At 68.8% G+C, this 26899-nt stretch carries 20 protein-coding genes; 7 read left to right on the top strand and 13 right to left on the bottom strand.

Features of this window, described 5'->3' with window-relative positions:
- Window positions 1-2 precede the first annotated feature (2 nt).
- A complete protein-coding gene (locus HNQ73_RS13595) occupies window positions 3-2543 on the bottom strand; it encodes a DUF3772 domain-containing protein (RefSeq protein ID WP_183335430.1) in 2541 nt (846 codons plus the stop codon).
- Between the two features lie 204 nt (window positions 2544-2747).
- On the opposite strand from HNQ73_RS13595, the gene HNQ73_RS13590 reads away from it, so the two are divergent.
- On the top strand, window positions 2748-4535 hold the full coding sequence (locus HNQ73_RS13590; RefSeq protein ID WP_183335429.1) for a glucan ABC transporter ATP-binding protein/ permease: 1788 nt from the start codon (window positions 2748-2750) through the stop codon (window positions 4533-4535).
- 17 nt (window positions 4536-4552) lie between these two features.
- Here HNQ73_RS13590 and HNQ73_RS13585 read toward each other — a convergent pair whose 3' ends face one another.
- From HNQ73_RS13585 to HNQ73_RS13575, 3 genes are all read right to left on the bottom strand, one after another.
- Window positions 4553-5842: an HlyC/CorC family transporter gene (locus HNQ73_RS13585; RefSeq protein ID WP_183335428.1), complete on the bottom strand. Its 1290-nt coding sequence runs from the start codon at window positions 5840-5842 to the stop codon at window positions 4553-4555.
- Entirely contained in the window at window positions 5839-6924 is a 1086-nt protein-coding gene (gene aroB, locus HNQ73_RS13580) for a 3-dehydroquinate synthase (RefSeq protein ID WP_183335608.1), read from the bottom strand. Before aroB ends, HNQ73_RS13585 begins: the two co-directional genes overlap by 4 nt.
- 71 nt (window positions 6925-6995) lie before the next feature.
- The gene (locus HNQ73_RS13575) at window positions 6996-7613 is read right to left on the bottom strand and encodes a shikimate kinase (protein WP_183335427.1); all 618 of its coding nucleotides are present in this window, start codon (window positions 7611-7613) and stop codon (window positions 6996-6998) included.
- Between the two features lie 92 nt (window positions 7614-7705).
- On the opposite strand from HNQ73_RS13575, the gene HNQ73_RS13570 reads away from it, so the two are divergent.
- The 3 genes from HNQ73_RS13570 to HNQ73_RS13560 all read left to right on the top strand — a co-directional run bounded on the left by HNQ73_RS13570 (window position 7706) and on the right by HNQ73_RS13560 (window position 10571).
- Window positions 7706-7849: a histidine kinase gene (locus tag HNQ73_RS13570; RefSeq protein WP_183335426.1), complete on the top strand. Its 144-nt coding sequence runs from the start codon at window positions 7706-7708 to the stop codon at window positions 7847-7849.
- A 15-nt stretch (window positions 7850-7864) separates the two neighbouring features.
- A complete protein-coding gene (locus tag HNQ73_RS13565; protein WP_183335425.1) occupies window positions 7865-8797 on the top strand; it encodes a site-specific tyrosine recombinase XerD in 933 nt (310 codons plus the stop codon).
- Between the two features lie 340 nt (window positions 8798-9137).
- The gene (locus HNQ73_RS13560) at window positions 9138-10571 is read left to right on the top strand and encodes a hypothetical protein (RefSeq protein WP_183335424.1); all 1434 of its coding nucleotides are present in this window, start codon (window positions 9138-9140) and stop codon (window positions 10569-10571) included.
- A 40-nt stretch (window positions 10572-10611) separates the two neighbouring features.
- On the opposite strand, the gene clpB is transcribed toward HNQ73_RS13560, so the two are convergent.
- The 7 genes from clpB to HNQ73_RS13525 all read right to left on the bottom strand — a co-directional run bounded on the left by clpB (window position 10612) and on the right by HNQ73_RS13525 (window position 22132).
- Window positions 10612-13242, bottom strand: a complete 2631-nt coding sequence (gene clpB, locus HNQ73_RS13555; protein ID WP_183335423.1) for an ATP-dependent chaperone ClpB — start codon at window positions 13240-13242, stop codon at window positions 10612-10614.
- A 277-nt stretch (window positions 13243-13519) separates the two neighbouring features.
- The gene (locus tag HNQ73_RS13550) at window positions 13520-14401 is read right to left on the bottom strand and encodes a DUF4167 domain-containing protein (RefSeq protein WP_183335422.1); all 882 of its coding nucleotides are present in this window, start codon (window positions 14399-14401) and stop codon (window positions 13520-13522) included.
- Between the two features lie 432 nt (window positions 14402-14833).
- Window positions 14834-15718, bottom strand: coding sequence for a peptide chain release factor N(5)-glutamine methyltransferase (gene prmC, locus HNQ73_RS13545; protein WP_183335421.1), 885 nt, complete (start codon window positions 15716-15718; stop codon window positions 14834-14836).
- Between the two features lie 10 nt (window positions 15719-15728).
- Window positions 15729-16820 carry a peptide chain release factor 1 gene (gene prfA / locus HNQ73_RS13540; protein ID WP_183335420.1) on the bottom strand — a complete coding sequence of 364 codons (1092 nt, stop codon included), beginning with the start codon at window positions 16818-16820 and terminating at the stop codon, window positions 15729-15731.
- An 81-nt stretch (window positions 16821-16901) separates the two neighbouring features.
- Window positions 16902-19166 carry a phosphoenolpyruvate--protein phosphotransferase gene (ptsP, locus tag HNQ73_RS13535; RefSeq protein ID WP_183335419.1) on the bottom strand — a complete coding sequence of 755 codons (2265 nt, stop codon included), beginning with the start codon at window positions 19164-19166 and terminating at the stop codon, window positions 16902-16904.
- A gap of 163 nt (window positions 19167-19329) precedes the next feature.
- Window positions 19330-20256, bottom strand: coding sequence for a DMT family transporter (locus HNQ73_RS13530; protein ID WP_244650206.1), 927 nt, complete (start codon window positions 20254-20256; stop codon window positions 19330-19332).
- Window positions 20257-20893: 637 nt separating this feature from the next.
- The gene (locus HNQ73_RS13525; RefSeq protein ID WP_183335418.1) at window positions 20894-22132 is read right to left on the bottom strand and encodes an aspartate kinase; all 1239 of its coding nucleotides are present in this window, start codon (window positions 22130-22132) and stop codon (window positions 20894-20896) included.
- A 146-nt stretch (window positions 22133-22278) separates the two neighbouring features.
- On the opposite strand from HNQ73_RS13525, the gene ubiG reads away from it, so the two are divergent.
- A complete protein-coding gene (gene ubiG / locus HNQ73_RS13520; protein WP_183335417.1) occupies window positions 22279-23064 on the top strand; it encodes a bifunctional 2-polyprenyl-6-hydroxyphenol methylase/3-demethylubiquinol 3-O-methyltransferase UbiG in 786 nt (261 codons plus the stop codon).
- Between the two features lie 6 nt (window positions 23065-23070).
- Window positions 23071-23670 (top strand): GNAT family N-acetyltransferase, encoded by a 600-nt coding sequence (locus HNQ73_RS13515; protein WP_183335416.1) that lies wholly within the window; start codon window positions 23071-23073, stop codon window positions 23668-23670.
- Here HNQ73_RS13515 and HNQ73_RS13510 read toward each other — a convergent pair.
- Window positions 23630-24508: a DMT family transporter gene (locus HNQ73_RS13510; RefSeq protein ID WP_244650204.1), complete on the bottom strand. Its 879-nt coding sequence runs from the start codon at window positions 24506-24508 to the stop codon at window positions 23630-23632. The two genes, HNQ73_RS13515 and HNQ73_RS13510, sit on opposite strands and share 41 nt — an antisense overlap.
- 195 nt (window positions 24509-24703) lie before the next feature.
- Between HNQ73_RS13510 and HNQ73_RS13505 the strand changes: the two genes are divergently transcribed.
- On the top strand, window positions 24704-25555 hold the full coding sequence (locus HNQ73_RS13505) for a YihY/virulence factor BrkB family protein (protein WP_183335415.1): 852 nt from the start codon (window positions 24704-24706) through the stop codon (window positions 25553-25555).
- 18 nt (window positions 25556-25573) lie between these two features.
- On the opposite strand, the gene ccrA is transcribed toward HNQ73_RS13505, so the two are convergent.
- Window positions 25574-26863, bottom strand: coding sequence for a crotonyl-CoA carboxylase/reductase (gene ccrA, locus HNQ73_RS13500; RefSeq protein WP_183335414.1), 1290 nt, complete (start codon window positions 26861-26863; stop codon window positions 25574-25576).
- Window positions 26864-26899: the final 36 nt, after the last annotated feature.

The following is a 26899-nucleotide window of genomic DNA, read 5'->3' as shown; positions in this document are numbered from 1 at the left end:
GGTCATCCCTCGGGAGGCGGTGTCTCGCCGGTGCTGGCGGGCGGAGCGGTGTCGCTCAGCCGTTCGAGGGCCTGTTCCAGCCGCTCGCTGCCGTGGAGATGCAGGTCGCGCTGCGGGTAGGGAATCGCGATACCTGCCTCGCGCAGCCTGCGGAAGATGGTGAAGAGCAGGGCGCTCTTCACGCTGCCGGCGGTTTCCACGTTGCCGACGAAGCAGCGCAGCTCGAAATCGAGCGAGGAGTCGCCGAAGCGCGTGAACAGCACGGTCGGCGCCGGATCACTGAGGATCTCGGAATGCTCGCGGGCGCAGCTCTCGAGAATGCGCGCCGCCTCTTCCGGGTCGGCATCGTAGGAGACGCCGACCGGCACGATGATGCGGCCGACGCGGTTGTTGTGCACCCAGTTCTTGACGACGCCGGAGATGAGGTTGGAGTTCGGCACGATGACCATCGCCCGGTCGAAGGTCTCGATCTCGGTGGCGCGCACGTTGATGCGCCGCACGTAGCCCTGCTCGTCGCCGACGACGACCCAGTCGCCCACACGGATCGGCCGCTCCCACAGGAGGATGAGCCCCGAGACGAAGTTGTTGACGATGGACTGCAGGCCGAAACCGATGCCAACCGACAGGGCGCCGGCGACGATGGCGATCTTTTCAAGACTGAGGCCCATCTGCGCCGTGGCGAGGGCGACCGCCGCAAAGAAGCCGAGATAGCCGGTCGCGGTGCGGATGGAATTGCGCAGGCCCGCGTCGAGATCGGTCGTCGGCAGGAAGGTCTTGTCGAGCCAGCGCTGCACGGCCCGCGTGACCAAGATGACGATGAGAAACGTGACGATGGAGATGGCGATCGCCGTGGGCGAAAGCCTGACCTCGCCGAACTGGATGCCGGCGAGCCCATGGCGCAGCGATGCGAGGATGTCAGACGATTCGATGCCCCATGGCGCGAGCACCAGCACCAGGGCCCCGACCGCAAGGAGGATGCGCAGCGCGCCGCCCAGGAGCACCGAGAACTGATCGACCGCGCGGCGGCGCAGCCCGAGGCTCGTCTGGAGCGTGAGGGCGAAGCGGCTCTCGGGCCGCACGGCGTGCTCGAAGGTCTCTTCGACGAGCGCGAGCAGCAGGTAGAGCAGGGCCGCGAGCGTTGACACCCAGAGCACCTGCTCGACGAGGAAGTTCGCAAGCGCGATGTAGCCGGCAAGGCAGGCGATGACGATGACGGCCGTCACGAGCCAGCCGACCGCCCGCAGCGGACCGCCCGCGGTGGAGTCCGGCACATAGGGGCCGAGGCAGGCTTCGTCCTCGGCGCCACCTCCCTGCGTGCGGTGCAGCGTCAGGGCCAGCAGCCCCGCGATCGTCGTGGCGTAGAGGCCACGCAGCAGGACGAGGACGGAATAGTCGGCGCCGATCGATTCGGCGGCGCGCACTGCCGTCGTGAAGAGAAGGACCAGCGCCGAGCCGGTCGTGACCGCCGCGATGAGTTTCTGCGCCGTTCCCTCCTGCACCGGCACCAGGCGCCAGGCCGGCAGGCCGGGCGCGAGCAGGCCGTGGGCGAGGGCGCGCACGAAGGCGAGGAAAACGAGGCTCGTCAGGAAGGTTGCGATGACGGGCGCGACGCGGGGTGGCAGGAGCTGGATGCTCTCCAAGGCGAAATAGAGCACCAGCGCGCCGGCGAGCACCGGCCCGGTCCGCGCCAGCACGATGCCGAGCGCGGTGACGGACCGGCGCAGGCGGCTCGGGTCCGTCACCTCGGCCGGTCGTCGCGCGACATGCGGCAGCAGCCGCACGCGGGCAAAGTGCAGCGCCAGGCCGATGCCGATGGCTGCGAGCAGCACCAGGGCCTGGCCGCTGCGGGCGCGCCGCTCGAAGGTGGCGAGCCAGTCCCCCGCGACGGTGGAGAGGGCGGCGAACTCGCCCGGCAGGGCGGCTACCAGCCGTGACCAGAGGCCCGGGCTGAGGAGACCCTGCGAGCGCTGGAAGATCATGCGCGTGAAGGCCGCCTGCCGCCGTTCCAGCAGCGTGGCGCGAATCTGCTCGGATTGCACCTTCAGGGCGCTGGCGAGGCGGATCGTGTCCTCCAGCTCCTTCAGTGCGCGCGTGCGCTCGGTCCGCTCGCTGCTGACCTCCGGTGTCTCCGGCGTCGCGCCTGCCGCCGGTTCCGGGCCGAGCTGCACGAGGCGCTGCCGCTCGGCATCGACCTTGGGCGCCAGGGCGGTGAGCGCCGCTTCGATCTGGGCGGCGGGCGTGGCGAGGAGCTCACGCAGCCGCTGCAGGTCGCCCTCCGAGAGATCCTGCCGGGCGAGGGCACTCTCGATCTGGTCGAGCTGGGCGCGGGCACTGTCGAGCCGGGCCCGATGCGCCGCCGGATCCTGGCCAGCGCCCGCCTCGGCGGCCGGGGGCGGCGCTGCCTGCGCCGGCTGCGGCTGCGCCGTCGCATCCTGTGCAGCGGCAGGCAGGCCGACCAACCAGAAATGGGCGGTGAACAGGGCGGCGGCGAGAGCGATAATCGCCGCAAGACGAGACAAGGGGACAGAACGTGTCGTGCGCATGCGGCATCCGCTGCTTCGGCGCAGCCCCCCGACGGCCGCCTGCGGCAACCTCTTCCGAGGTTGCGGCAAAGACAAGGCACCGGCGCTGCCCTCATCGTCGAGCAAGGGGATGATCGGTGAAGGAAGTCTTAATGCCTCCGGAGTGGGTTGCGACGACGGGTTCCGGCGGGCAAGCTGCGGAGCCGGTCCATCGCGCTGACGTCCATGTCGATCATCCGTCTCTACGCCCGCGTCCTCGGCCTGCTCAGGGACGAGGCGCGCCTGGCGATCATGCTCGCGCTTGCCAATGTGGCGCTCGCTGCAGCCCTTTTTGCCGAGCCCGTCCTCTTCGGAAGGCTCATCGACGTGCTGGCGCGCGCCCAGGCGCCGGAAGCGCCGCTCGACACGCACCGCCTCGTCACCTTCGCGGCGCTGTGGGTGGCCTTCGGCCTGTTCTCCATCGCCATGGGCGTGGTGGTTGCGCTGCATGCCGACCGGTTGTCGCACCGCCGGCGGCTCGCCGTGATGTCGCGGCTCTTCGAGCACGTGCTCGGCCTGCCGCTATCCTTCCACGGCGAGACGCATTCCGGCCGCCTTCTCAAGGTGATGCTGGAAGGTGCAAACGGCATGGCCAGCCTCTGGCTCTCCTTTTTCCGCGAGCACTGCGCCGCCTTCGTCATGCTCGTGGTGCTGCTGCCGCTGTCGCTCATCATCAACCTGCGCCTCGGGGCCCTGCTGCTCGTCCTCGTCGGCGTCTTCGCGGGGCTGATCAACTTCGTGCTGAGGCGCACGCAGACGCTGCAGGGCACGGTGGAGCGGTATTACAGTGCGCTGGCCGAACAGGCGTCTGATGCGCTCGGCAACGTGCCCGTCATCCAGAGCTTCACGCGCATCGAGGCGGAGGCGCGCGCCCTGCGCGAGACGACGGACCGGCTGCTCGCCGCGCAGACGCCCGTGTTGTCCTGGTGGGCGCTCGCCGCCATCTCGACGCGCGCCGCGGCCACGCTGACCATCCTCGCCGTCTTCCTCCTCGGCACCTGGCTGCACCTGCGCGGCGAGGCCAGCATTGGCGAGATCGTCACCTTCATGAGCCTCGCCACCCTGCTCATCGGACGGCTGGAGCAGGCGGTCGGCTTCGTCAATGTGCTCTTCATGCAGGCGCCGAAAATCGCCGAGTTTTTCGCCGTGGCCGACACCGCCCCCACCGTCGCTGACCGGCCGGATGCGGTGCCCGCGGGCAGACTCGCGGGCGCCGTCGCCTTCGAGAACGTCAGCTTTTCCTACGACGGCAAGCGGCCGGCCGTCGCAGACGTGACCTTCTCCGTCGCGCCCGGTGAGACGGTGGCGCTTGTCGGCGCCACGGGCTCGGGCAAGTCGACCACGCTCGGCCTCCTCTACCGCGCCTTCGATCCGCAGTCGGGCACCATCACCATCGACGGGCGCGACATCCGCTCGCTGACGCTCGAGAGCCTGCGCCGCAACATCGGCGTCGTCTTTCAGGAGCCGATGCTCTTCGCCCGCTCCATCGCGGACAACCTCGCCGTCGGCAAGCCGGACGCGAGTGAGGAGGAAATGCGGCAGGCGCTGGCGAAGGCGCAGGCGGGGGAGTTCCTGGCCCGCCAGCCGGACGGGCTTGCCACGGTGATCGGCGAGCGGGGGCGCACGCTCTCCGGCGGCGAGCGCCAGCGCCTCGCCATCGCCCGCGTGCTCCTCAAGGACCCGCCGATCCTCATCCTCGACGAGGCGACGAGCGCGCTCGATGCGGCGACCGAGGCCAGGCTGCAGAAGGCGCTGGAGGCTGTCATGACCGGGCGCACCACCTTTGTCATCGCGCACAGGCTCGCCACCATCCGCAACGCCGACCGCATCCTCGTCTTCTCCGAGGGGCGCATCATCGAGAGCGGCACCTTTGCCGAGCTGGTGGCCAAGGGCGGCCACTTCGCCGCGCTCGCACGGGCGCAGTTCCTCGCCGATGCCGAGGCGGGACCGGAGAAGGCAATCGCCGAGACGTGAGGCCGCGGCCCGTCCGGCTACTCTCCGGCCGCCTTGCGGCGCGGGGTGAGCGGCGTCACCCGCAGGAGGGTGATGCGGTTGCGCGTCTTGCGCAGCACCTGGAAGCGGAAGTTGTGGAAGGTGAAGGCCTGCCCCTGCTCCGGGATGGTCTGCGCCTCGTGGATGACGAGGCCGGCGATGGTCGTCGCCTCCTCGTCCGGCAGGTCCCAGTCCATGGCGCGATTGAGGTCGCGGATCGGCACCGAGCCGTCGACGTTGATGGAGCCGTCCGGCAACGGCCGCACGCCCTGCACGATGATGTCGTGCTCATCCTTGATGTCGCCGACGATCTCCTCGATGATGTCCTCGAGGGTGATGAGGCCCATTACCTCGCCGTATTCGTCGACGACGAGCGCGAAGTGCGTCTTCCGCGACAGGAAGGCGCGCAGCTGGTCGACCAGCCCGGTCGTGTCCGGCACGAACCAGGCCGGCAGGGCGATTTTCTCGATGTCGAGCTTGTCCGTGTCGCCGCCGGCGGCAGCGAGCGCCCGCAGCAGATCCTTGGCGTGCAGGATGCCGATGATGTTGTCACCCGTGCCGCGCCACAGCGGCAGGCGCGTGTAGGGTGAGGACAGCACCTCGTTGACGATCTCCCGCGTCGGCAGGTCGGCGTTGATGGTCCGCATCTTGGTGCGGTGGACCATCACGTCCGAAACCTCGAGATCCTGCAGGTCGAGGAGACCGCCGAGCATGTCGCGGTCGTCCTTCACCACGCCACCCTCGCGGTGCAGCAGGTCGACGGTGCCGCGCAGCTCGTCGCGGGCGGAGAGGATCGTCTGGTTCTCGCCGATGCGGATGCCGAAGGGCCGCAGCGTCAGCCGCACGATAGCCTCGACGGCGAGCGTGAGAGGGCCGATGAGCGCCACCACGAAGGCGACCGGACGCGCCACGAGGAGCGCCATCCGGTCCGGCGCGTTGATGGCAACGGTCTTGGGCATCACCTCGGAAAAGACGACCACCAGCACGGTCATCGCCGCCGTCGCGTAGATGACGCCCGCGTTGCCGAAGAGGGCGACCAGCACGCTCGTCGCCAGCGACGAGGCGAGGATGTTGACGACGTTGTTGCCGATGAGAATGCTGCCGATCAGCCGCTCCCGCATCGAGAGCAGGCGGTTGACGATGCCGGCTTTCGCATCGCCGCTCTTCTCCAGCGCGTGCATGCGCGCGCGGGAGGCGGCGGTCAGCGCGGTCTCGGAGCCGGAGAAGAAGGCCGAGAGGATGAGGCAGATGAGAACGGTCCCGAGCGCGAGCCAAAGGTCGGCCGTCATGACGGCGTCAGTTCCTCCGTGAGAAAGTCGCGCACGGCGCTGGCCTCGACGCCCTTGGCGACGAAGCTCTGGCCGATGCCACGCGCGAGAATGAAGGTGAGCGCCCCGCGCTCCACCTTCTTGTCCTGCCCCATGGCGTCGAGCAGGCTGTCCGCCGTGCCGACGCCGCTAGGCACGTCCTGCAGCCGCGACGGCAGCCCGACCGCCTGGAGATGGCGGGCGACGCGTACCGCATCCTGGCCGGAGCACAGGCCGAGCCGCTGTGAGAAGCGGAAGGCGAGGGCGAGGCCGATGGCCACGGCCTCGCCGTGCACGAGGCGGCGGCCGTCGTAGCCGCAGGCACGCTCCAGCGCATGGGCGAAGGTATGGCCGAGGTTGAGCAGCGCCCGCTCGCCCGTCTCGCGTTCGTCGCGCGAGACGATGGCTGCCTTGGCGGCGCAACTCACCGCCACGGCATGGTCGCGCTCCTCGCCGGGGGCAAAGACGCGTGCGCCGTTGGCCTCGCACCAGTCGAAGAAGCCGGCGTCGTTGATGAGGCCGTATTTCACCACTTCGGCATAGCCGGCCCGGAACTCGCGCTCCGGCAGCGTGTCGAGCAGCGCCGTGTCGGCGAGGACGAGGCTCGGCTGGTGAAAGGCGCCGACGAGGTTCTTGCCCAGCGGCGAGTTGATGCCGGTCTTGCCGCCGACGGAGGAATCGACCTGGGCAAGCAGGGTCGTCGGCACCTGCACGAAGCGCACGCCGCGCCGCACCACGGCGGCCGCGAAGCCCGCGAGGTCGCCCACGACACCGCCGCCGAGCGCCACGACGACATCGCCCCGCTCGATGCGCGCGGCGAGGATGCCGTCGCACACCTCGGCGAAACGGGCGTAGCTCTTGGACGATTCGCCGGCCGGGACGGTGACGAGGGCTGTCCGCAGCCCGGCGGCCTCGAGCGAAGCGGTGAGCGCCGCCGCGTGCAGCGGGGCAACCGTCTCGTCGCTGACGATGGCACAGGCCGAGGGCTTGAGCGCCGCCACGGCAGCGCCCGCCTCCGCGAGGACGCCGCGGCCGATGCGGATGTCGTAGGACCGGCTGCCCAGCGAGACGGTGACGACGCGTGCAGGGGGGGCGGGACGGGAGGCAGGATCGGATGTCGTCACGTCAGGGACCGTTATGAATGGGCGGCAGGCGTCTGGAGATAGGCCGAGAGGTGCCGGATGATGTCCTCCATCACGGCCTCGTGAGGGGCATCGCGCGAGATCACGGTGATCGCCGCCTCGGCATAGACCGGGTAGCGCAGTGCGATGAGGTCGCGCAGGGTCTTTTCCGGATCCGGTGTCTGCAGCAGCGGCCGGTTGGGGCGCTTGCGCACGCGTTTCAGCAGCACGTCGAGGTCCGCCTTCAGCCAGACCGAGATGCCCGCCTCGGCGATTCGCGCGCGGGTTTCCGCGTTCATGTAGGCGCCGCCGCCGGTGGCGAGCACCTGCGGCCCGTTACCGAGAAGCCGCTCGATCACCCGCCGCTCGCCGTCGCGGAAGGCGGCCTCGCCGTGGGTGGCGAAAATCTCGGGGATGGTCATCCCCGCCGCCGCCTCGATCTCGTTGTCGGCATCGACGAAGGGCAGGCCGAGCCTGGCGGCGAGGCGACGCCCGACCGTGCTCTTGCCCGCGCCCATCATGCCGACGAGCACGATCGAACGCTTGCCGAGGCGGGCACGCAAGGCGGCGGGAGCGAGGACGGCCGGTGGAGCCTCGCCGTCCACGGTCGCCATGTCCTGATAGCTCGTCATCTTGGTATTCACTCTTTGATGCTTCACTATCACGGACCGAAATGCCGCGCCACGGTGGCCGCGGTACCGATTGCGACAGCAGGCTTCAGGACGTGCCCACCCTGTTCCGCTTCCTCTTCATCATCGGCGTCATCGTTGGCGCTGTCTATGCAGGCATGTGGGCGCTCGCCACCTTCGTCGAGCCGCAGGAGCGGGACATCACAGTGACCATCCCCAACGCCCGCTTAGGCAAGTGATTCCGGCCAGCGACGATGCGCGACGACCGGCTGATCGCCCTCTATCTCGACATGCTGGCGGCCGAGCGCGGCGCTTCCGCCAACACGCTCGCGGCATATGGGCGTGACCTTGCGGACTATGCCGCCTTCCTCGCTGCTGCGGGCACCGATCTGACGGGGGCCGATGCGGCGACGGTGCGCGCCTACCTGCAGGATGTGCATGCGCGCGGCTTCAAGCCGAGTTCCGCCGCGCGCCGCCTCTCGGCCGTGCGGCAGCTACACAAGTTCCTCTACGCCGAGGGCTACCGCGGCGACGACCCCACCGGCGCCATCGAGGGGCCCAGGCAGGGCCGGCCCCTGCCGAAGGTGCTCACCGTGGCCGAGGTCGACCGGCTCATCGCCACGGCGCACGAGGGCGTCGACGACGAGAAGCGCCCCCTGCGCGAGCGCCGCCGTGCCGCCCGCCTCGCCTGCCTTCTGGAGCTCATCTACGCCACGGGGCTGCGCGTGTCGGAGCTCGTCTCGCTGCCGGCATCCGCCGCGCGCACCAAGGAGCGCTTCCTGCTCGTCAAGGGCAAGGGCGGCAAGGAGCGCCTCGTGCCGCTGACGGAAGCCGCCCGCCGGGCGATGCGTACCTGGCTCGACCTCGCCGCCACGGGTGAATCCGCCGACAGGCCATGGCAGTGGCTCTTCCCGGCCGACAGCGAGAGCGGCCACCTGACGCGTCAGGCCTTCGCCCGCGAGCTGAAGGATCTCGCCATGGCCGCCGGGCTCGATCCCGCGCGCGTCAGCCCGCACGTGCTGCGGCACGCCTTCGCCAGCCACCTCCTGCAGAACGGGGCGGACCTGCGCATCGTGCAGGAGCTGCTCGGCCACGCCGACATTGCCACGACGCAGATCTACACCCACGTGCTGGACGAGCGCCTGAAGGCCATGGTGCGCGACCTGCATCCGCTGGCCGACAAATGAGGAAGGGCCAGCAGATCCTTGGGCGAGGGGGACCGCGCAAGACCCCGGGAACCCATGAGCAGTGTTGCTTGATATCGGCCAGGCACGCAGAAAGTAAAAGCGACAGCTGCGCGGCGTGCCATCGCCGATGGACAGGCCGAATGTCGGCAAGTCATATTTGTCATGTTTTATTGTAATATATGACTGCACTATCAATTTTGGTTATCTATAGACGCGCGTTATGTTGCGTAACAATTTTCGAAGGCTTTAAGCGATGGGCTTAGGTGTAGTCGACACTAATAATCTGTTCTGTTCCCCTGGTGCGTGCGATACATCGGCGGCGGCCCGGTTCCGGGATGCGGTGCAAGCCGGATCGGCCCGCCCTGCTGCAGAGACCGAGCTGGTCGAAGTTCCGCTCGATTTGCCGGGCGCGCGCGTGCGATACCGTGCCGATCATTCGGTGGTCATCGAAATCGGCGATCCGCCCGCAGTCGACAGTACGGCCGCCACGCGGGAAGCGTCCGCCGCCGCGAGTGTCGCGGTCGACATCCCCGAGGAAATGGCGATCACCTCGTGGCTGAATTCCTTCATCCCGACAGGGCTTGCTGAAGAGATTCGCGCTGCCCTTCTGCCTCATCTTGACGAGGTCGGCCGCCGCCTCGTGGAGAAAGGCGAGCGGCTGGAGGATATCAGGGGCCTGGTTGAGAAAGCCATGGTCCGCGACCTCTGGGCGGCTCTTGCCTGTGGTGCGGCCAATGCGCTGCCCTCCATGACGGCCGGGGCCGTGGGCGACTTCACGCCGCACTTCTTCGCCCAGTCGGAAACGCGGGGCAATCCGCTGGGCGAAGCAGCCAGCGTCGCGGCGCAGGCCGCGGCTTTCGAGCATGGGGCCGATGTCGTCGGCTGCTATGCGCTCGCCGCGGGCCTCACGCCGCCGGACGCAGGCGACCGGTACTATCTGGCGCCGAAGGCGGACAAGCTGGTTGAACCGGCGGCTGCGGCGCTGGAACGCATGGAACCGGGACTCTGCGAGGCATTCTGGAGCCGCTTCTTGGTAAACCAGGTGTCACCTGTGCGCAACGCGATGCTGATCCCCGTAGCAGCTGCCGTTGAGGCATTAACGTCTGCCCTCTTCGCCGCCAAATGCGACCTGGTTCTCAACAGCGTCCTGCGGCTGTCGGGCGGCGCCGCCTGGGAATGCTTCCGCTACTGTGTCGAGTACCGCGGTGGCAGGCGTGGTCCCCTGTGGCTTTTCGCCAGGCGTGACTGGGAGGCGGCTTATGATCAGCTGAAAGCATCGTCCACGCGTGATGTTGCGCTCAATGTCGGGCGCAAGGTTGTTCGGCTGCCCTTGGACACAGCGAACGCCGCGATCGCTGACGTCAAGGCGTTCTGCAGGGGGGAAGGCGGGCCGTTGCCCCGGTTGGCCGAAAACGTCGCGTTTGGCGGGTTCCTCATCGGGGGCATGAGCCTTGTGGGCGTGACAAGAGCCGGTGTGAAGGGGAGAGTCGAGAGTTGGGGCGCTTCCCGGTACGGGGGAGACCTGGCGGGAAGGAGCGTGGCCCTCGCCGTGAGGGTGCCGGTGTCCGGCATCTATGGCAATGCCGCGGCGCTGAAGGGGGTCGCCATCGCGGCGAAGCATGCGAAGGATGCGGTGTCCCGTCGGCTCGAAACCGCGTTGGGAGGCGCTCCTGCGCGCGCCATCGAGGCACCGGCGCCCGACGCGGCGGCCGTCGAGCCGCGGCAGCCCCCGGCGGAGGCGTCGCACCTGTTCGAGTACTCGTGTACGGCGTGAAGGGGCGGGGAGCCGCGGCACAGGCCGCGGCTCCGCCTGATCAGTTCAGGGGCACACCCGCCGGCCGGCGCTCGCGCACCACCGGCGTGTCGCCGATGACGAGACCGTCGGGACCCGCCGTCACCCGCACGGTCTCGCCGTCCTTCACCTTGCCGGCGAGGATCATCTCGGCCAGCGGATCCTGCACGTTCTTCTGGATCACGCGCTTCAGGGGCCGCGCCCCATAGGCGGGGTCGTAGCCCTTGGTCGCGAGCCACTCGCGCGCTGCGTCGTCGAGGGCGAGCGTGATCTTGCGGTCCTCCAGCAGGCGGGCGAGGCGTCCGAGCTGGATGTCGACGATGGCACCCATCTGCTCCGGCCGCAGACGGTGGAAGAGGATGATCTCGTCCACGCGGTTGAGGAACTCCGGCCGGAAGTGGGCCCTGACCACCCCCATCACCTCCTCACGCACGGCTTCCGTATCCTCGCCGGCCTTCTGGGAGACGAGGTACTCGGCACCGAGGTTGGAGGTCATGATGATGAGCGTGTTGCGGAAGTCGACCGTGCGGCCCTGGCCGTCCGTCAGGCGCCCGTCGTCGAGCACCTGCAGGAGCACGTTGAACACGTCCGGATGCGCCTTCTCGATCTCGTCGAAGAGCACGACCTGGTAGGGCCGCCGGCGCACCGCCTCGGTCAGCGCACCGCCCTCCTCGTAGCCGACATAGCCGGGCGGAGCGCCGATGAGCCGCGCGACCGAGTGCTTCTCCATGTATTCCGACATGTCGAGGCGCACCATCGCGGTCTCGTCGTCGAACAGGAAGGCGGCGAGCGCCTTGGTCAGCTCCGTCTTGCCGACGCCGGTGGGGCCGAGGAACATGAACGAGCCGATGGGCCGGTTCGGATCCTGCAGGCCGGCGCGGGCACGGCGAACCGCCGTCGAGACCGCTTCCACGGCCTCGGTCTGGCCGACAACACGGCGCGACAGCTCCTCCTCCATCTTGAGGAGCTTCTCTTTCTCGCCCTCCAGCATCTTGTCGACGGGCACGCCGGTCCAGCGGGACACCACCTGGGCGATGTTGTCGGGGGTTACTGCCTCCTGCACCACGCCGGCGCCGTCGGTTTTGCCGTCGGCCTTGGCCTCGGTCTCGGCCAGCTCCCGCTCGAGCTGCGGAATGATGCCGTAGGCGAGCTCGCCAGCGCGCTGGTATTCGCCCTTGCGCTGGGCGATGGCGAGTTCGTTGCGGGCCTCGTCGAGTTTCTTCTTGAGTTCCGCGGCACGGCCGAGCTTGTCCTTCTCTGCCTGCCAGACGGCGGTGAGGGCCGCCGAGCGCTCCTCGAGTTCCGCCAGCTCCTTCTCGAGCCGCACGAGCCGGTCCTTGGAGGCGGCGTCGCTCTCCTTCTTCAGGGCCTCGGCCTCGATCTTGAGGCGCACGATCTCGCGGTCGAGCAGGTCGAGCTCCTCGGGCTTGGAGTCGACCTGCATGCGCAGGCGCGCTGCCGCCTCGTCGACGAGGTCAATGGCCTTGTCGGGCAGGAAGCGGTCGGTGATGTAGCGGTTCGAGAGGGTCGCAGCCGCAACGAGCGCCGCGTCCTGGATGCGCACGCCGTGGTGCTGTTCGTATTTCTCCTTGAGACCACGCAGGATCGAGACCGTGTCCTCGACTGTGGGCTCAGAGACGAAGACGGGCTGGAAGCGCCGGGCGAGCGCCGCGTCCTTCTCCACGTGCTTGCGGTACTCGTCGAGCGTGGTCGCGCCGACGCAGTGCAGCTCGCCGCGGGCGAGGGCAGGCTTCAGCAGGTTCGAGGCGTCCATCGCCCCGTCCGCCTTGCCGGCACCGACAAGGGTGTGCATCTCGTCGATGAACAGCACGATGCCGCCCTCGGCCGCCTGCACCTCCTGCAGCACGGCCTTCAGCCGCTCCTCGAACTCGCCACGATATTTCGCGCCGGCGATCAGCGCGCCCATGTCGAGCGCGAGCAGACGCTTGTCCTTGAGGCTCTCGGGCACGTCGCCGTCGACGATGCGCAGCGCGAGGCCCTCGACGATGGCCGTCTTGCCGACGCCGGGTTCGCCAATGAGGACGGGGTTGTTCTTGGTGCGCCGCGACAGAACCTGGATGGTGCGCCGGATCTCCTCCTCACGACCGATGACCGGGTCGAGCTTGCCCTCGCGCGCCGCCTGGGTGAGGTCGCGAGCATATTTCCTGAGGGCGTCGTAGCCTTCCTCGGCCGAGGCGGTGTCCGCCTTGCGGCCCTGGCGCAGGGCCTCGATGGCGGCGTTGAGGCTCTGCGGCGTCACGCCCGCTTTGGCGAGCGCCTTGCCGGCCTCCGTATCCTTCTCGATCGCAAGGGCGAGGAGCAGCCGCTCGGCCGTAACGAAGCTGTCGCCGGCCTTCTCCGCCGCCTTCTCGGCCGTGTCGAATACGCGGGCGAGGCCCGGCGTCAGATAGAGCTGGCCGGAGCCGCCCTCCACCTTCGGCAGCTTGGCGAGCGCCTGCTCCGCCAGCTGCCGCGCCTCGCGCGAACGACCGCCGGCGCGGTCGATGAGACCGGCCGCGAGCCCTTCGGGATCGTCGAGCAGCACTTTCAGGAGATGCTCGGGTGAGAACTGCTGGTGGCCCTCGCGCAGGGCGAGGGACTGCGCGGACTGCAGGAAGCCCTTGGAGCGGTCCGTGTACTTGTCGACGTTCATCAATACCTCCTCGAGGCCACGCCGCCCGCCAGATAATGCCCGGGAAGGCGTCCCCCATTCAATGAAGTGCCAGCCTCAGACCCCGTTGCGGCGATCCTTGGCACGGCTGCGGCCCAGGTCATTGAGCCGCATCAATCATGTAGGTGTTGCGCGTCGGCCACATCAAGGGGCAGAGTCCGGATGGCCGCAGCTCTTTTTTCAGGACCGCCGCAGCGGCGCCGAAACGCGAAAGGCGGGCCTGCGCCCGCCTTCCTTGAAGTCCTTGCAATGTCGCGGCTTATTCGCCAGCCGGCAGCTTGTCGTCCGCCGCCTTGCGGGCGCGGGTCCGGCGGGTGTGCGCGGGCTTCTCATCCGCCGGCGCGCTCGCCTCGGCGCCCTCACCGGCAGCCTCCTCCGCCGGAGCGGCCTTGCGCCGGCGCGTACGCCGGGGCGCGGTGTCCTCGGCGGCCGCCGGTTCGCTGGCCGGGGCGGGCGCCTCTTCGGCCTCGGCCGCGGCGACGGTTGTGCGCACGGGCGTGGTCAGGAAGGCTGGCAGGTCGGCCTTGTCCTCGCTCCCGGCGCGGCGGTCCTCGCCACCGGCGTTGCCGTTCACATAGGCCGGACGCGGGCCGCGCTCGCGCCGCTCACTGCGCTCCTGGCGCTCCTGGCGCTCGTTGCGCTCATGACGCTCGCTGCGCTCCGCACGCATCTGGCGGTCGCCGCGCTGGCCGCGCTGCTCGAGGCGCTGCGGCCGCTCGCCCCTGCTCTCGCCCTCCTCGTCGGCGAAGGCCTCGCCGCGGACGTCCGGCTGGGGCGCGCCCAGCTCGTGCACGGCGGGCTGCTGGCCGTAGCCGAAACCGTTACCGTTGGTCTCGTCGAGATCGAGGTCGTCGCGTTCGTCGTCGAAGGAGCGCTGGAAACCGCCATAGTTCTGTTGAAGCTGCGCCTGCGCCGCGGCGATGATGCGGAAATAATGTTCCGCGTGCTGGAAGTAATTCTCGGCCGCGACCGGATCGCCGGAAGCCTGGGCGTCGCGCGCCAGCTGGGTGTATTTCTCAGCTATGTGCTGGGCGGTGCCTCGCACCTTCACATCCGGACCGTTGGACTCGTAGCTTCTCGTCAGCGGGTTGGGCCCCTTGCGGTTGCGTCCCCGCATACGCCTGTTCTGACCTGGTCTCATCTAGTGTCTCTTTGAGGCTTCCTGAACCGCATGACATTCCGGCGCCGCGAGCCATCCCGAACGGAAACCGCCGAGAGGCATTGAGCGAGCCGGTTGGTTCGGATCGCGTGCCGAACCGAAAAGGGCTTGTCAGCCGAGAACGTCATGTAACAGCGGCAATGATCCGAGGGCGATCGAGCTCTCCGGATACTTCCCCGGCCGCGCCGACCCGGCGTCGCCTCGCCGTCCGACGCTTCATGCCAGGTGCAGACGCATCCCGGCACTCCGAAGACTTGATGTTCGCGCCGACCCGGAGGCTTGCTGTCGCAACCTCGACCGGGCTTGAAGCCAGATCATTTGTCGTGGAGCGCGATTCCTGCCGGGACACTAGCGGCTTTAACCGTGCGCGCCAAGCGTTTTTTGTGTCCGGCCGGCGAGTGTGTTGCCGCAGGTTCAGCCGCGGGCCTCAACGAGGACGACACGGTCGATGCCGGCAAGATCGGGATGGATGGAGACTGGGCCGAGGCCGGCGAGGAGGCCCGCAACGGCATCGGCCTGCCCTTCGCCCACCTCGAGCGCCGCAAGGCCGCCGGGGGCGAGCAGGCGCCGCGCGTCCGCAGCCAGGGCGCGATAGGCATCAAGCCCGTCGGGGCCGCCGTCGAGGGCAAGGAGCGGATCGTATCGCCGCACCTCCGGCGCGAGCGTCCGGATAAGGTCGCTTTCGATGTAGGGCGGGTTCGAGACGAGCACGTCGACCGGCCCGGCAACGGCCGTTGACCAGTCGCCGACGATGAAATGCGCACGCGCGGCAAGGCCGAGGCGTCCGGCGTTGTCGCGGGCCGTCCGCGCCGCTTCCGGGGCGCGGTCTATGCCGAGGCCTGTCGCCTGGGGCAGCTCGTGCAGCAGCGCAGCGAGGATGCAGCCTGTGCCGGTGCCCACGTCGACGATGGTGAGCGGCCAGTCGGCGTGGCCGCGCCTCCGGAGCGTCTTCAGCACGGCCTCGACGAGCGTTTCGGTGTCCGGCCTCGGCTCAAGCGTCGCGGGGGACAGCCGGAAGGGAAGGCCCCAGAACTCCCGCTCGCCGAGAATGCGCGCCACCGGCTCGCGGGCGAGCCGCCGGGCCGCGAAGCCCGCAAGGCGTGACGCACCCTCCTCGCCGAGCGGCGCCTCGGGCAGGCCGGCGAGTTCGGCGCTGCTGATGTCGAGTGCCGCGAGCAGGAGCAGGCGCGCGTCGAGCGCGGGGCTGTCGATGCCGGCCGCGGCAAGGGCCGCGCGCAATTGCCGCAGGGCGTCGGCGCGTATCGTCGAGGGCGTCAGGGGCGGGGCAGCGCTGGGCACGACGGTCGGATCACCCCTCCTGCGCGGCGAGCTGCGCCGCCTGGTGCTCGGTGACGAGGGCGTCGATCACCTCGTCGAGGGCCGTGCCCATCATCACCTCGTCGAGCTTGTAGAGGGTGAGGCCGATGCGGTGGTCGGTGACGCGCCCCTGGGGGAAGTTGTAGGTGCGGATGCGCTCCGAGCGGTCGCCGGAGCCGACCTGCGCCCGCCTGTCGGCCGCGCGTTCGGCATCCTTGCGTTGGCGCTCGGCATCGTAGAGGCGGGAGCGCAGCAGCGCCATGGCCTTGGCGCGGTTGCGGTGCTGGGAGCGCTCGTCCTGTACGACGACGACGATGCCGGTCGGCAGGTGCGTGATGCGCACGGCCGATTCCGTCTTGTTGACGTGCTGGCCGCCGGCGCCTCCGGCACGCATGGTGTCGATCCTGAGGTCGTTCTCGTCGAGGGCGAAGTCGACCTCCCCCGCCTCCGGCAGCACGGCGACGGTGGCGGCGGAGGTGTGGATACGGCCCGAAGCCTCCGTCTCCGGCACACGCTGCACGCGGTGCACCCCGGATTCGAACTTGAGCCGGGCGAAGACGCCACGGCCCTTCACCTGGGCGATGATTTCCTTGTAGCCGCCGACGGTGCCCTCGCTCTGTGACAGGATCTCGACGCTCCAGCCCTTGAGGTCGGCGTAGCGACTGTACATGCGGAAGAGATCACCCGCGAAGAGGGCCGCCTCATCGCCGCCGGTGCCGGCTCGGATCTCGAGGATGGCGCTTTTCTCGTCGGCCTCGTCCTTCGGCAGCAGCATCAGCTTGAGGGCATGTGCCGCCTCGTCCACCGCCTTGCGGGCCTGGGGCAGCTCCTCCTCCGCAAGGGCGCGCATCTCGGCATCCGTGGCGGGGTCGTCGAGGAGGGCCGTGATCTCGTCGAGGTTCTTTTGCGCGCCCTCGAAGGCGTCGATGGCCGCGACGACCGGATCGAGCTCCGACAGCTCGCGCGACAGGGCCACGAAATCGTCCGCCCCGGCGCCGGCCGCCAGCGTCGCGGAGACGATGTCACGCCGCGCCCTGATGGCGTCGAGCCGCTCGCGCGGCGGTGTGAAGGTGTTCTCGGACATGGCTCTTCTGGAATGCGGCAGTGCGATGCGGCGGCCGTCGCTCGGCCGGCCGCCATGGAACCGGGATGAGCGACAGCGTCGCTACAACGGGATGTCGTTGGCCTCGGCGAATCGCTGGAGCGCGTTGCGCACGGACAGTTCGCCGTCCTGCGCGAGCAGACGCTCCATCTCGGCCGTGATGGCGCCGGCATCGAGCTTGAGCACCATTGCCTTCACGGGCCCCAGCGCGGAAGGCGACATCGACAGGCGCCGGTAGCCGAGCCCGATGAGCGCCATGGCTTCCAGCGGCCGTCCGCCGATCTCGCCGCAGAGGGTGACGGGGCAGCCCACTGCTTCGGCGCGCTCGGCGATGAGCCTCAGCGCACGCAGCGCGGGCCGGCTCAGCGGGTCGAACCGTCCGGCAACCTGGCGGTTCTCGCGATCGGCGGCAAAGAGGAACTGCAGCAGGTCGTTGGAGCCGACCGACATGAAGTCGACCCGCCTGGCGATCTCGTCGAGGTGGAAGAGAAGCGAGGGCACCTCCACCATGACGCCGAGCGACAGCGAGGCCGGCGGCGGGTGGCCGTGGCGGGCAAGATGCGCCTCCTCGCGCGCCACGATGGCCTTGGCGCTTTCGAATTCCTCGACGGTCGCGACCATCGGGAACATGATCCTGAGGTGGTGTCCCGCGCCGGCGCGCAGCAGCGCGCGCACCTGCGAGCGCAGCAGGCCCGGCCTGTCGAGGCCGATGCGGATGGCCCGCCACCCGAGCGCCGGGTTCTCCTCCTCCACCTTTTCCATGTAGGGCAGCACCTTGTCGCCGCCGATATCGAGCGTGCGGAAGGTGACGGGCAGGCCCCGCGCCGCCTCGAGCACGCTTGCATAGAGGGCGTACTGCTCGCCAGTCGTCGGCAGGCGCTGGGCCACCATGAACTGGATCTCGGTGCGGAACAGCCCGATGCCGGCCGCGTTCGTCTCCGCCAGGTGCGACATGTCGACGAGGAGGCCGGCGTTGATGTGCAGGTCGATCGTGACGCCGTCGCGCGTGCGGCTCGGCAAATCCCGCAGGCGGCGGTACTGTTCCTGCCGGCGGGCGCGCAGCCGCGCCTTCTCCGCATAGGCGGCCTCGACGTCCGGCGCCGGCCGGATCTGCACCTCGCCTGCGCCGCCGTCGACGATGATGGGGTCACCCTGCTCGACGAGGCTCGTAATGTTCTCGACCTCGCCGACGGCAGGGATGCCGAGCGCCCTGGCGACGATGGCGATGTGGCTTGTCGGCCCGCCTTCCTCCAGGATGACGCCTCTGAGGCGTGACCTGTCGTAGTCGAGGAGCGCCGCCGGCCCCATGGAGCGGGCAACGAGGATGGCGTTTTCCGGCAGATCCTCTCGCCTCGTCGCCAGCTCGGTGCCGGCCAGTGTGTGCAGCAGCCGGTTGGCGAGATCGTCGAGATCGTGCAGGCGCTCGCGCAGATAGGGGTCGGTCTGGCGCAGGAGGCGGGCGCGCGTGTCCGACTGCACGCGCTCAACGGCTGCCTCGGCCGTGAGGCCGGTCAGCACCGCCTCACGGATGCGGCGCAGCCAGCCCTGGTCGTTGGCGAACATGCGCACCGTCTCGAGCACGTCGCGATGCTCGCCGTGGTGCGCGACGTCGCCGCGCTCGATGAGCTTGTCGATGGCCGCGCGCATGGCGGCAATGGCATCCTCGAGGCGCTGCACCTCCCGCTGCACGTCCTCGGCGATGAGGTTCTTCACCACGACGCGCGGCTCGTGCAGCACCACGTGGCCGAGACCGACACCGTCGGCGAGGCTCACGCCGCGCTGATGCAGCGGCCGGCGGATGGCGATGTCCGCGCCGGGCGGCGCGATGGCCTGCAGCTCGCCCGAGGCGATCAGCTCGGCAAGCACCATCGCCGTCGTCTGCAGCGCCTCGATCTCTTCCTCGCTGTAGACACGGTGGGCCCGGTTCTGCACCACGAGCACGCCGAGCGTGTTGCCCGCCCGCAGGATCGGCACGCCGAGGAAGGCGTGGTAGATCTCTTCGCCTGTCTCCGGGCGGTAGCTGAAGGCGGGGTGCGACTGGGCGTCGGAGAGGGCCAGCGGCTCGGCCTCGCGGGCAATGAGGCCGACAAGGCCCTCGTCAGCGCGCATGGCCGTCAGGTGCACTGCCTCGCGATTCAGGCCCTCGGTCGCGTACAGCTCCAGCACGCCGTCGGCGCGCATGACGTAGACCGAGCACACCTCCGCCACCATGTTGGCAGCGATCTGGGTGACGATCCTGTCGAGCTTCTCCTGCGCGTGGACCGGCTCCGCCATGACCTCGCGGAGGCGGCGCAGGAGAACGCGCGGGCCACCGAGAGCGCCTCGCATCAGCCGGTTCCCGTCATCGGGCCGCGGACACGGCCCGTTCCAATTTCGTCGGCCGGTGCCGATGCTCGACTCCGGCGACAGCTTCGACTAGCCGTATAACCAAGGTCTTGCCGCACCCGCAAGCCGCCGTTCGTATATGGGTGCGGATTTCCTTCCCGCCCTTTCACGCGGGGGACCGCCTCATGGCGGCAAAGAGACGCCCGTCGATGGCCAGCAGGCCGAGGCCGATGAGCCCCATTCCGGCAAGCTGCCGCATCGCGATAGTCTCGCCCAGGAAGGCGGCACCGAAAAGGACGGCACTCACCGGGATGAGCAGCGTCACCAGCGACAGGTTGACCGCTCCGGCCGCAGTAAGGATGCGGAAGAAGAGGATGTAGGCGAGGGCGGTGGAGGCGAGTGCCAGCGCGACGATGGCTGCCACGGGCCCGGGGCCCGGGGCCGTCAGCGTCCACGGCTGCTCCACCACCAGGGCGAGCGGGGCCATCATCATCGTCGTCGCCGTGAGCTGGCCAGTGGCGACGACGAGCGGACTCAGCCGGAAGCCGCGGAAGCGGCGGCCGTAGATGCCGGAGAAGGCATAGGACAGGGCCGCGAGCAGGACGGCGAAGGCGCCGATCACGTCGGCGCCCGCCCCGGCCAGCGCGGCCGGCCCGATCATCACGGCAACGCCTGCAAGGCCGAGCGCGACGCCGGCCAGCCGGTTGCCCGTCAGCTTCTCGTCGCTGGTCAAGAAGTGGGCGACGATGACGGTGAAGACCGGCGTCATGGCGTTGAGCACGGAGGCGACGCCGCTCGGTATGCGCGCCTGTCCCCAGACGATGAGGCTGAATGGGATGAGGTTGTTGAGAAAGCCCATAACGGCGAAGGCCGCCCAGACGCGGCCGTCGAGCGGCAGGCGTTGGCCCGACAGGCGCAGGACGAGGTTGAGCGCAAGGGCCGCGATGCCCACCCGGGCGAGGACGATGGTGAGCGGCGGCACCGCCTTGACGGCAATGCCGATGAAGAGGAACGAGCCGCCCCACAGGATGGAGAGGGCGATGAGCATCGCCCATTCGGCGGATCCCATGGACTGGCTGCGTGGGGTTGTCATGCCTCGTGCTCCGCGGACCGCTGCGTGCAGCGGCCGCGCACATTACTACGGCGGGCGGTTTGACCCACCCGAAAACTGCGCCGGGCAGCAATGTCGGGCATTCGGCTCGTGGCGTCTGCATGGCGACTTCACACCGGCCGGGTTCCGAATTATGAATTCTACCAATGTCGGTGAATATCAGAAAAATATGTCAGTTGTATTTCGGCACTTCGTGTAGTAGAGGAAATTAGGATGGTCGATATAACTCTGTTGTATCAGCAAATTATACTTCTTGGTAGATGCGAAGCGGCGCGGCCGATAAAGAGGAAACCTTCCGCAAGAAAGCGGTGCCGCATCGCGGCAACAAGTACAGAGTCGTGACGGATCCGGAAAACAAGCGCCACACCGGCCCCAAGGGGCTGGGCGCCTATGACCTGGATATGGCGTACGGTCTGACGAAGGGCCCGAGAAGACCGACGGAGGCGGAACTGTTGGCCCGGGACAAGCGAGTTCTTCCGAAACCTCGACACAATGCGCGATCGGCGCTGGTACACGGGGCTGTCATGCTGATCAGCGACCTGCGGCGATGCGAGGTATCCCGCGCCGCCACAGCCCAGCGCCTGCGAACCCGGCAGCCCGGCTGCCGGGCTTCTTCCACTTACGCCTTGTCGAGGCCGTAGAGCGAATGCAGCGTGCGCACGGCAAGCTCGGTGTAGGCCGCGTCGATCAGCACCGAGAACTTGATCTCCGAGGTGGTGATGGCACGGATGTTGATGCCCTTCTCAGCCAGCGCCTTGAACGCCCTCGCGGCGACGCCTGCGTGACTGCGCATGCCGACGCCGATGGCGGAGACCTTTACCACGTCGGTTGCGCCCTGCAGCGTGGCGAAGCCGATCTCCTCGCGCGCCTTCTCGAGGATGGTCCTGGCGCGCTCGTAGTCGGCGGCCGGCACGGTGAAGGTGATGTCGGTCGTCGTCGTGTCATCGGAGACGACCTGGATGATCATGTCGACGTTGATGTTGGCTTCCGCCAGCGGCACGAAGATCGCAGCGGCCACGCCGGGCTTGTCGGCGACGCGCCGGAGCGTGATCTGGGCCTCGTCCTTGGAAAAGGCGATCCCGGTGACGATCTGCTGTTCCACGATATCCTCCTCGTCACAGATCAACGTGCCCGGCTTGGGATCGGCGGGATCGTCGAAGCTGGAACGCACGAAAGTCTTCACGTTGTGTGTCATGGCGAGCTCGACCGAGCGCACCTGCAGCACCTTGGCGCCGAGCGAGGCCATCTCCAGCATTTCCTCGAAGGAGACGCGGTCGAGGCGCCGGGCCTGGGGCACGATGCGCGGGTCGGTCGTGTAGACGCCGTCGACGTCGGTGTAGATATCGCAACGGTCGGCGTGGATGGCGGCGGCGAGCGCCACCGCGCTCGTGTCCGAGCCGCCACGGCCGAGCGTCGTGATGCGGTTCGTCGGCTGATGGATGCCCTGGAAGCCGGTGACCACGGCAACCTCGTTGCGCTCCTCGAAGTGCTGGATGATGCGCGAGCCGTCGACACCGATGATTCGCGCAGCGCCGTGGGCGCCGTCGGTCAGGATAGGGATCTGCCAGCCCTGCCAGGAACGGGCCCAGATGCCCATGTCCTGCAGAACAATGGCGAGAAGCCCCGCCGTCACCTGTTCACCGGAGGCGACGACCGCGTCATATTCGCGCGCATCGTGCAGGGCCGCGGCCTCGCGGCACCAGCCGACCAGCTCGTTCGTCTTGCCAGCCATGGCCGAGACGACGACCGCCACCTGATGGCCGGCGTCCACCTCGCGTTTGACGTGCCTGGCCACGTTGCGGATGCGTTCAATATTGGCGACGGACGTGCCGCCGAACTTCATCACCAGACGGGCCATGGCAAAACTGACACCATTTACAGGACGACGGGAGGTGCTACAGCGACCAGAAGCCGGACGCCAAGCACGCAAAAGGCGCGTATAGATGACGGGAGCCCCCCTCCGTGTCAACGGCAGGGGGCAGAACCCGCACAAGGGTGAAGGACATGGCTGGGACGACAAGCGAGCCGCGGCACAGCGCAGGCCAGCGCCGGACAGTGGACGAGCGGGAGGTGGCACGTTTTGCCGCGCTCGCGGACACGTGGTGGGATCCTCGCGGATCGATGCGCGTGCTGCACAAGTTCAATCCGGTCCGCGTCGGCTACATCCGCGACGAGGCGGCGCGGCATTTTGGCCGCGATCCGTCCGGCCTCACCTGCCTGCACGGCCTCTCGGTGGTGGACATCGGTTGCGGCGGCGGCCTGCTCTGCGAGCCGCTGGCGCGCCTCGGGGCCGAGGTCACGGGGCTCGATCCCGCCGCCACCAATGTCGAGGTGGCGCGCCTGCACGCCGAGCGGGGCGGCCTTGCCATCACCTACCGCGACGAGACGGTCGAGGCCCTCGCCGCCCGCGGCGAGCGCTTCGACATCGTCTGCGCCATGGAGGTGGTGGAGCATGTCGCCGACGTCGGAGCCTTCGTCGCGGCCTGCTGCGCCGTGGTGAAGCCTGGCGGCCTGCTCTTCATGGCCACCATCAATCGTACGCTGAAGTCCTACGCACTCGCCATCGTGGGAGCCGAGTACGTGTTGCGCTGGCTGCCGCGCGGCACCCATTCGTGGGAGAAGTTCGTCACGCCGGACGAGCTGACCGACGCCATCGAGGACAACGGCCTCTCGGTGCTGGACCGCACGGGCGTCGTCTACAACCCGCTCGCCGACAGCTGGCGGCCCTCGCACGATCTCGACGTCAACTACATGCTCGTGGCCGCCCGGCCGGAGCAGCGCGAGGCGTAGACCGCGATGATCGAGGGCAGCGACGCCGCCCGTGCCGGGTGGCGGCCCATGACGGTGACCGACCTGCCGGATGTCGACACCATTGCGCAGGCCGTGCATCCCGACTTCCCCGAGCGGCCGGAGGTTTTCACCGAGCGTCTCGCGCTCTTCCCGGCCGGCTGCCTCCTCCTCGAGCGGGACGGCAAGGCGATGGGCTACCTTCTGAGCCATCCCTGGCATGTCGGCGCACCGCCGCCGCTCGACAGTCTGCTCGGCAGCCTGCCCCCGGCAGCAACCACCTATTATCTGCACGACATTGCCCTGCTGCCGCCCAGTCGCGGTGCTGGCGCAGCCTCGGCGGTGCTTCCCTATCTCGTGCGGCAGGCCGAGATCGCCGGCACCGACAACCTCTCGCTCGTTGCTGTCAACAATTCCGCTCCTTTCTGGCGGCGTCACGGCTTCGCCGCGGTCGATTTGCCTGGCCTTGCCGAGAAGCTGGCGAGCTACGGGGCCGACGCGCTCTATATGCAGCGCACGATCGCGCCCCGGAGGCCACGAGGCGAAACGTCGAGCCCGGGCCCCGGGTCTAGGCGCGGCTTGCGATGGCGACGCCTGCGGCGGCTATAGCCATGCCCAGCATCTGCACCGGCGCCAGGCTCTCTCCAAAGAGGAGGAAGGCCATGACGGCCGAGACCGGCGGCACCAGGTAGAGCAGGGAGGCGACGCCCGCCACCGCGCCCCGGCGGATGAGATGCATCAGGAGGAGGATGCCGCCGATCGAAAGCACGACGACGGCCCATGCGAGGCCGGCGAGGGCCGCCGGCACGGGATCGAAGCGCACCTCGCCACCGAGGAGCATGGCCGGAAGGGTTACGAGCGCCGCCCCGATGAACTGCACGACGGCGTTGGTGCGCAGGTCGACGGCGGAGCCCGTCCGTTTCTGCCAGAACGTGCCCATCGTGATGGACACCATGCCGAGCGTACAGGCCAGCACCGCGGCGGGCGAGAGGCCGCCCACGCCGCCGAGCTTGGGCACGAGTACAAGAAGCGCGCCGGCAAAGCCAGTGACGATGCCGAGCCAGCGCCGGGGGCTCACCCTTTCGCCGATGAGCGGCGCGGCGAGCGCGGCAGTGAGCAGCGGCTGCATGCCGGCGATGAGTGCCGCGATGCCCGCCGGCAGGCCCTGGCGGACGGACCAGAACACCCCGCCGAGATAGACGCCGTGCAGCAGCACGCCGGCCACCAGCCCCTCGCCCCAGGCGCGCCGCGTCTGCGGCCAGGGCGCACCGGCCGCGAGGCAGAGGCTGCCAAGCAACGCTATGGTGAGGCAGTAACGGATGAAGAGGAAGGTGAACGGCTCGGCGTGCGGTGCGACGAGTCGTGCCACAACGAAGCCTGTCGCCCAGATGATGACGAAAAGCGCCGGCATCAGCCGTTCGGCGAGGGAAGCGGACGGGAACGGCAAGGCTTGTCCATCCGTTGTCGAAGAAGGCCGCACCCAACCATGACGAAGGCCGGATCGCAATGACCGCCGGGCCACACTGCGGCCCGCTGGCCGTCCGGCTTGCCAGGGATGGGCGGAGCACCGACCTTGGTGTGCGGGGACCGGGGAAACGATGCAGGTCACGAAGCGGAAGGCGGGCGTGCGGAGGGGGCAACGGTGAAGGCGATCGGCACCTGGGCGCGCGTTCTCTGGCGGGCCTTCGAGCGGTTCAACGATCACGACGGCTGGGCGATCTCGAGTCACATCGCCCTCTCCGGCCTGATGTCGCTCTTTCCCTTCCTCATCCTCGTCGCGGCGCTCGCCGGGTTTGTCGGCTCGACGGACCTTGCCCGCGGTGTTGCCGAGCTCATCTTCGAGACCTGGCCGAGCGAGGTCGCCGGCCCGCTGGCCGGCGAGGTGAGCACGGTCATGACGCAGCAGCGGCGCGACCTGCTGACGGTCGGTGCGCTGCTCGCCGTCTATTTCTCGTCGAACGGCGTCGAATCACTGCGGATCGGGCTCAACCGCGCCTATGACTGCTACGACTGGCGGCCGTGGTGGCTGACGCGGCTCCAGGCCATTGCCTTCGTCCTCGTCGGGGCCGTGGCCCTCATCGCCTTCGCCCTCCTCGTCGTGTTCGGGCCGCTGGCCTGGCGGGCGATCGTCGCCGAGGTGCCGGCGCTGAGCCCGCTCGGGCCGCTCATCGTGACGGCGCGCTTTGCCGTGGCGACGGTCGTCATCGTCGTCGCGCTGCTGATCGCCCACCTGCTTCTGCCGGGCGGGCGACGCAGCGTTGCGTCTGTGCTGCCCGGCATCGGAGCGACGCTGGTGCTCTGGCTCCTCGGCGGCACGGCCTTCGGCCTCTATCTCGAGAGCTTCGCCACCAACTACGTCTCGACCTACGCCGGCCTTGCCTCGGGCATGATCGTGCTCGTCTTCCTCTACATTCTCGCCGCGATCTTCCTCTTCGGCGGAGAGCTCAATGCCGCGCTGATTCGTGAGCGGGAGGGGGGCGCTGAGGCGCCGTAGCGCCCCTTACGGGCTTTTTCAGCCTTCCCGCGAAGCCTCGAGCACGTCGTCGAAGCTGCGCAGGCCGGGGCGCGGGGAGTTGACGAGCACGGCCATGTTGCCGGGCTTGTGCTCGTTCTTCCACATCTTGGTGTGCGCCACCGGAATCTCGTGCCACGGGAAGACCTCGGACATGCAGGGGTCGATGCGCCGGTCGAGCACGAACTTGTTGGCCGCGGACGCCTGCTTGAGATGGGCGAAGTGGGACCCCTGGATGCGCTTCTGCCGCATCCAGACATAGCGGGCATCGAACGTGAGGTTGAAGCCGGTGGTGCCGGCGCAGAACACCACCATGCCGCCGCGCTTCACCACGAGGGTCGAGACCGGGAAGGTCTGCTCGCCCGGATGCTCGAAGACGATGTCGACGTCCTTCCGGCCGGTGATGTCCCAGATCGCCTTGCCGAACCGGCGCGCCTCCTGGCTCCAGGCGGCGTATTCGGGCGAGTTCACCCTGGGCAGCTGGCCCCAGCAGTTGAACTCCCTGCGGTTGATGACGCCCTTGGCGCCGAGGCTGAGCACGTAGTCGCGCTTGTCCTCGTCCGAGATGATGCCAATGGCGTTGGCGCCGGCTGCGGCGCACAGCTGCACGCCGAAGACGCCGAGCCCGCCGGAGGCGCCCCAGACCAGCACATTATCGCCGGGCTTGAGCGTGTGCGGCGGGTGGCCGAAGAGCATGCGGTAGGCCGTCGCCAGCGTCAGCGTATAGGAGGCGCTTTCCTCCCAAGTCAGGTGCTTCGGCCGCTCCATGAGCTGGCGCGACTGCACGCGGCAGAACTGGCCGAAGGAGCCGTCCGGCGTCTCGTAGCCCCAGATGCGCTGGGAGGGGGAGAACATCGGGTCGCCGCCGTTGCACTCCTCGTCGTCGCCGTCGTCCTGGTTGCAGTGCACGACGACCTCGTCGCCGACCTTCCAGCGCCGCACCTTGGAGCCGACCGCCCAGACAATGCCGGCGGCGTCGGAGCCGGCGATATGGTATGGCTGCTTGTGGACATCGAGCACCGAGATGGGCTGGCCGAGCGCAGCCCACACGCCGTTGTAGTTGACGCCCGCCGCCATCACGAGCACCAGCACCTCGTCGTCGCCGATGGTCCAGGTGGGCACCACCTCGAGCTGCATCGACTGCTCCGGCGGTCCATGCCGCTCCTTGCGGATGACCCAGGCGTGCATCTTCTCCGGCACGTGGCCGAGGGGCGGGATCTCCCCGATAGCGTAAAGATCCTTGCGCTCCTCCGTGGTGCGGGCGGCGGTCGCTCTGGCGGTGGCGTTCATGCGGCCTCCTGTCGTTCGTGTTTCCTCGGCGCGCCC

The sequence above is a fragment of the Chelatococcus composti genome (assembly GCF_014201415.1).
Taxonomy (GTDB): Bacteria; Pseudomonadota; Alphaproteobacteria; order Rhizobiales; family Beijerinckiaceae; genus Chelatococcus_A; species Chelatococcus_A composti.
Note: the sequence above shows the minus strand (reverse complement) of the source record. Positions and strands in the feature narration are given on the sequence as shown.

Coding starts and splice junctions, on each gene's coding strand:
- HNQ73_RS13595 (WP_183335430.1), bottom strand. CDS start 2,543: ATGCGCACGACACGTTCTGTCCCCTTGTCTCGTCTTGCGGCGATTATC.
- HNQ73_RS13590 (WP_183335429.1), top strand. CDS start 2,748: ATGTCGATCATCCGTCTCTACGCCCGCGTCCTCGGCCTGCTCAGGGAC.
- HNQ73_RS13585 (WP_183335428.1), bottom strand. CDS start 5,842: ATGACGGCCGACCTTTGGCTCGCGCTCGGGACCGTTCTCATCTGCCTC.
- HNQ73_RS13575 (WP_183335427.1), bottom strand. CDS start 7,613: ATGACGAGCTATCAGGACATGGCGACCGTGGACGGCGAGGCTCCACCG.
- HNQ73_RS13565 (WP_183335425.1), top strand. CDS start 7,865: ATGCGCGACGACCGGCTGATCGCCCTCTATCTCGACATGCTGGCGGCC.
- clpB (WP_183335423.1), bottom strand. CDS start 13,242: ATGAACGTCGACAAGTACACGGACCGCTCCAAGGGCTTCCTGCAGTCC.
- HNQ73_RS13550 (WP_183335422.1), bottom strand. CDS start 14,401: ATGAGACCAGGTCAGAACAGGCGTATGCGGGGACGCAACCGCAAGGGG.
- prfA (WP_183335420.1), bottom strand. CDS start 16,820: ATGTCCGAGAACACCTTCACACCGCCGCGCGAGCGGCTCGACGCCATC.
- ptsP (WP_183335419.1), bottom strand. CDS start 19,166: ATGCGAGGCGCTCTCGGTGGCCCGCGCGTTCTCCTGCGCCGCCTCCGC.
- HNQ73_RS13530 (WP_244650206.1), bottom strand. CDS start 20,256: ATGACAACCCCACGCAGCCAGTCCATGGGATCCGCCGAATGGGCGATG.
- HNQ73_RS13525 (WP_183335418.1), bottom strand. CDS start 22,132: ATGGCCCGTCTGGTGATGAAGTTCGGCGGCACGTCCGTCGCCAATATT.
- ubiG (WP_183335417.1), top strand. CDS start 22,279: ATGGCTGGGACGACAAGCGAGCCGCGGCACAGCGCAGGCCAGCGCCGG.
- HNQ73_RS13515 (WP_183335416.1), top strand. CDS start 23,071: ATGATCGAGGGCAGCGACGCCGCCCGTGCCGGGTGGCGGCCCATGACG.
- ccrA (WP_183335414.1), bottom strand. CDS start 26,863: ATGAACGCCACCGCCAGAGCGACCGCCGCCCGCACCACGGAGGAGCGC.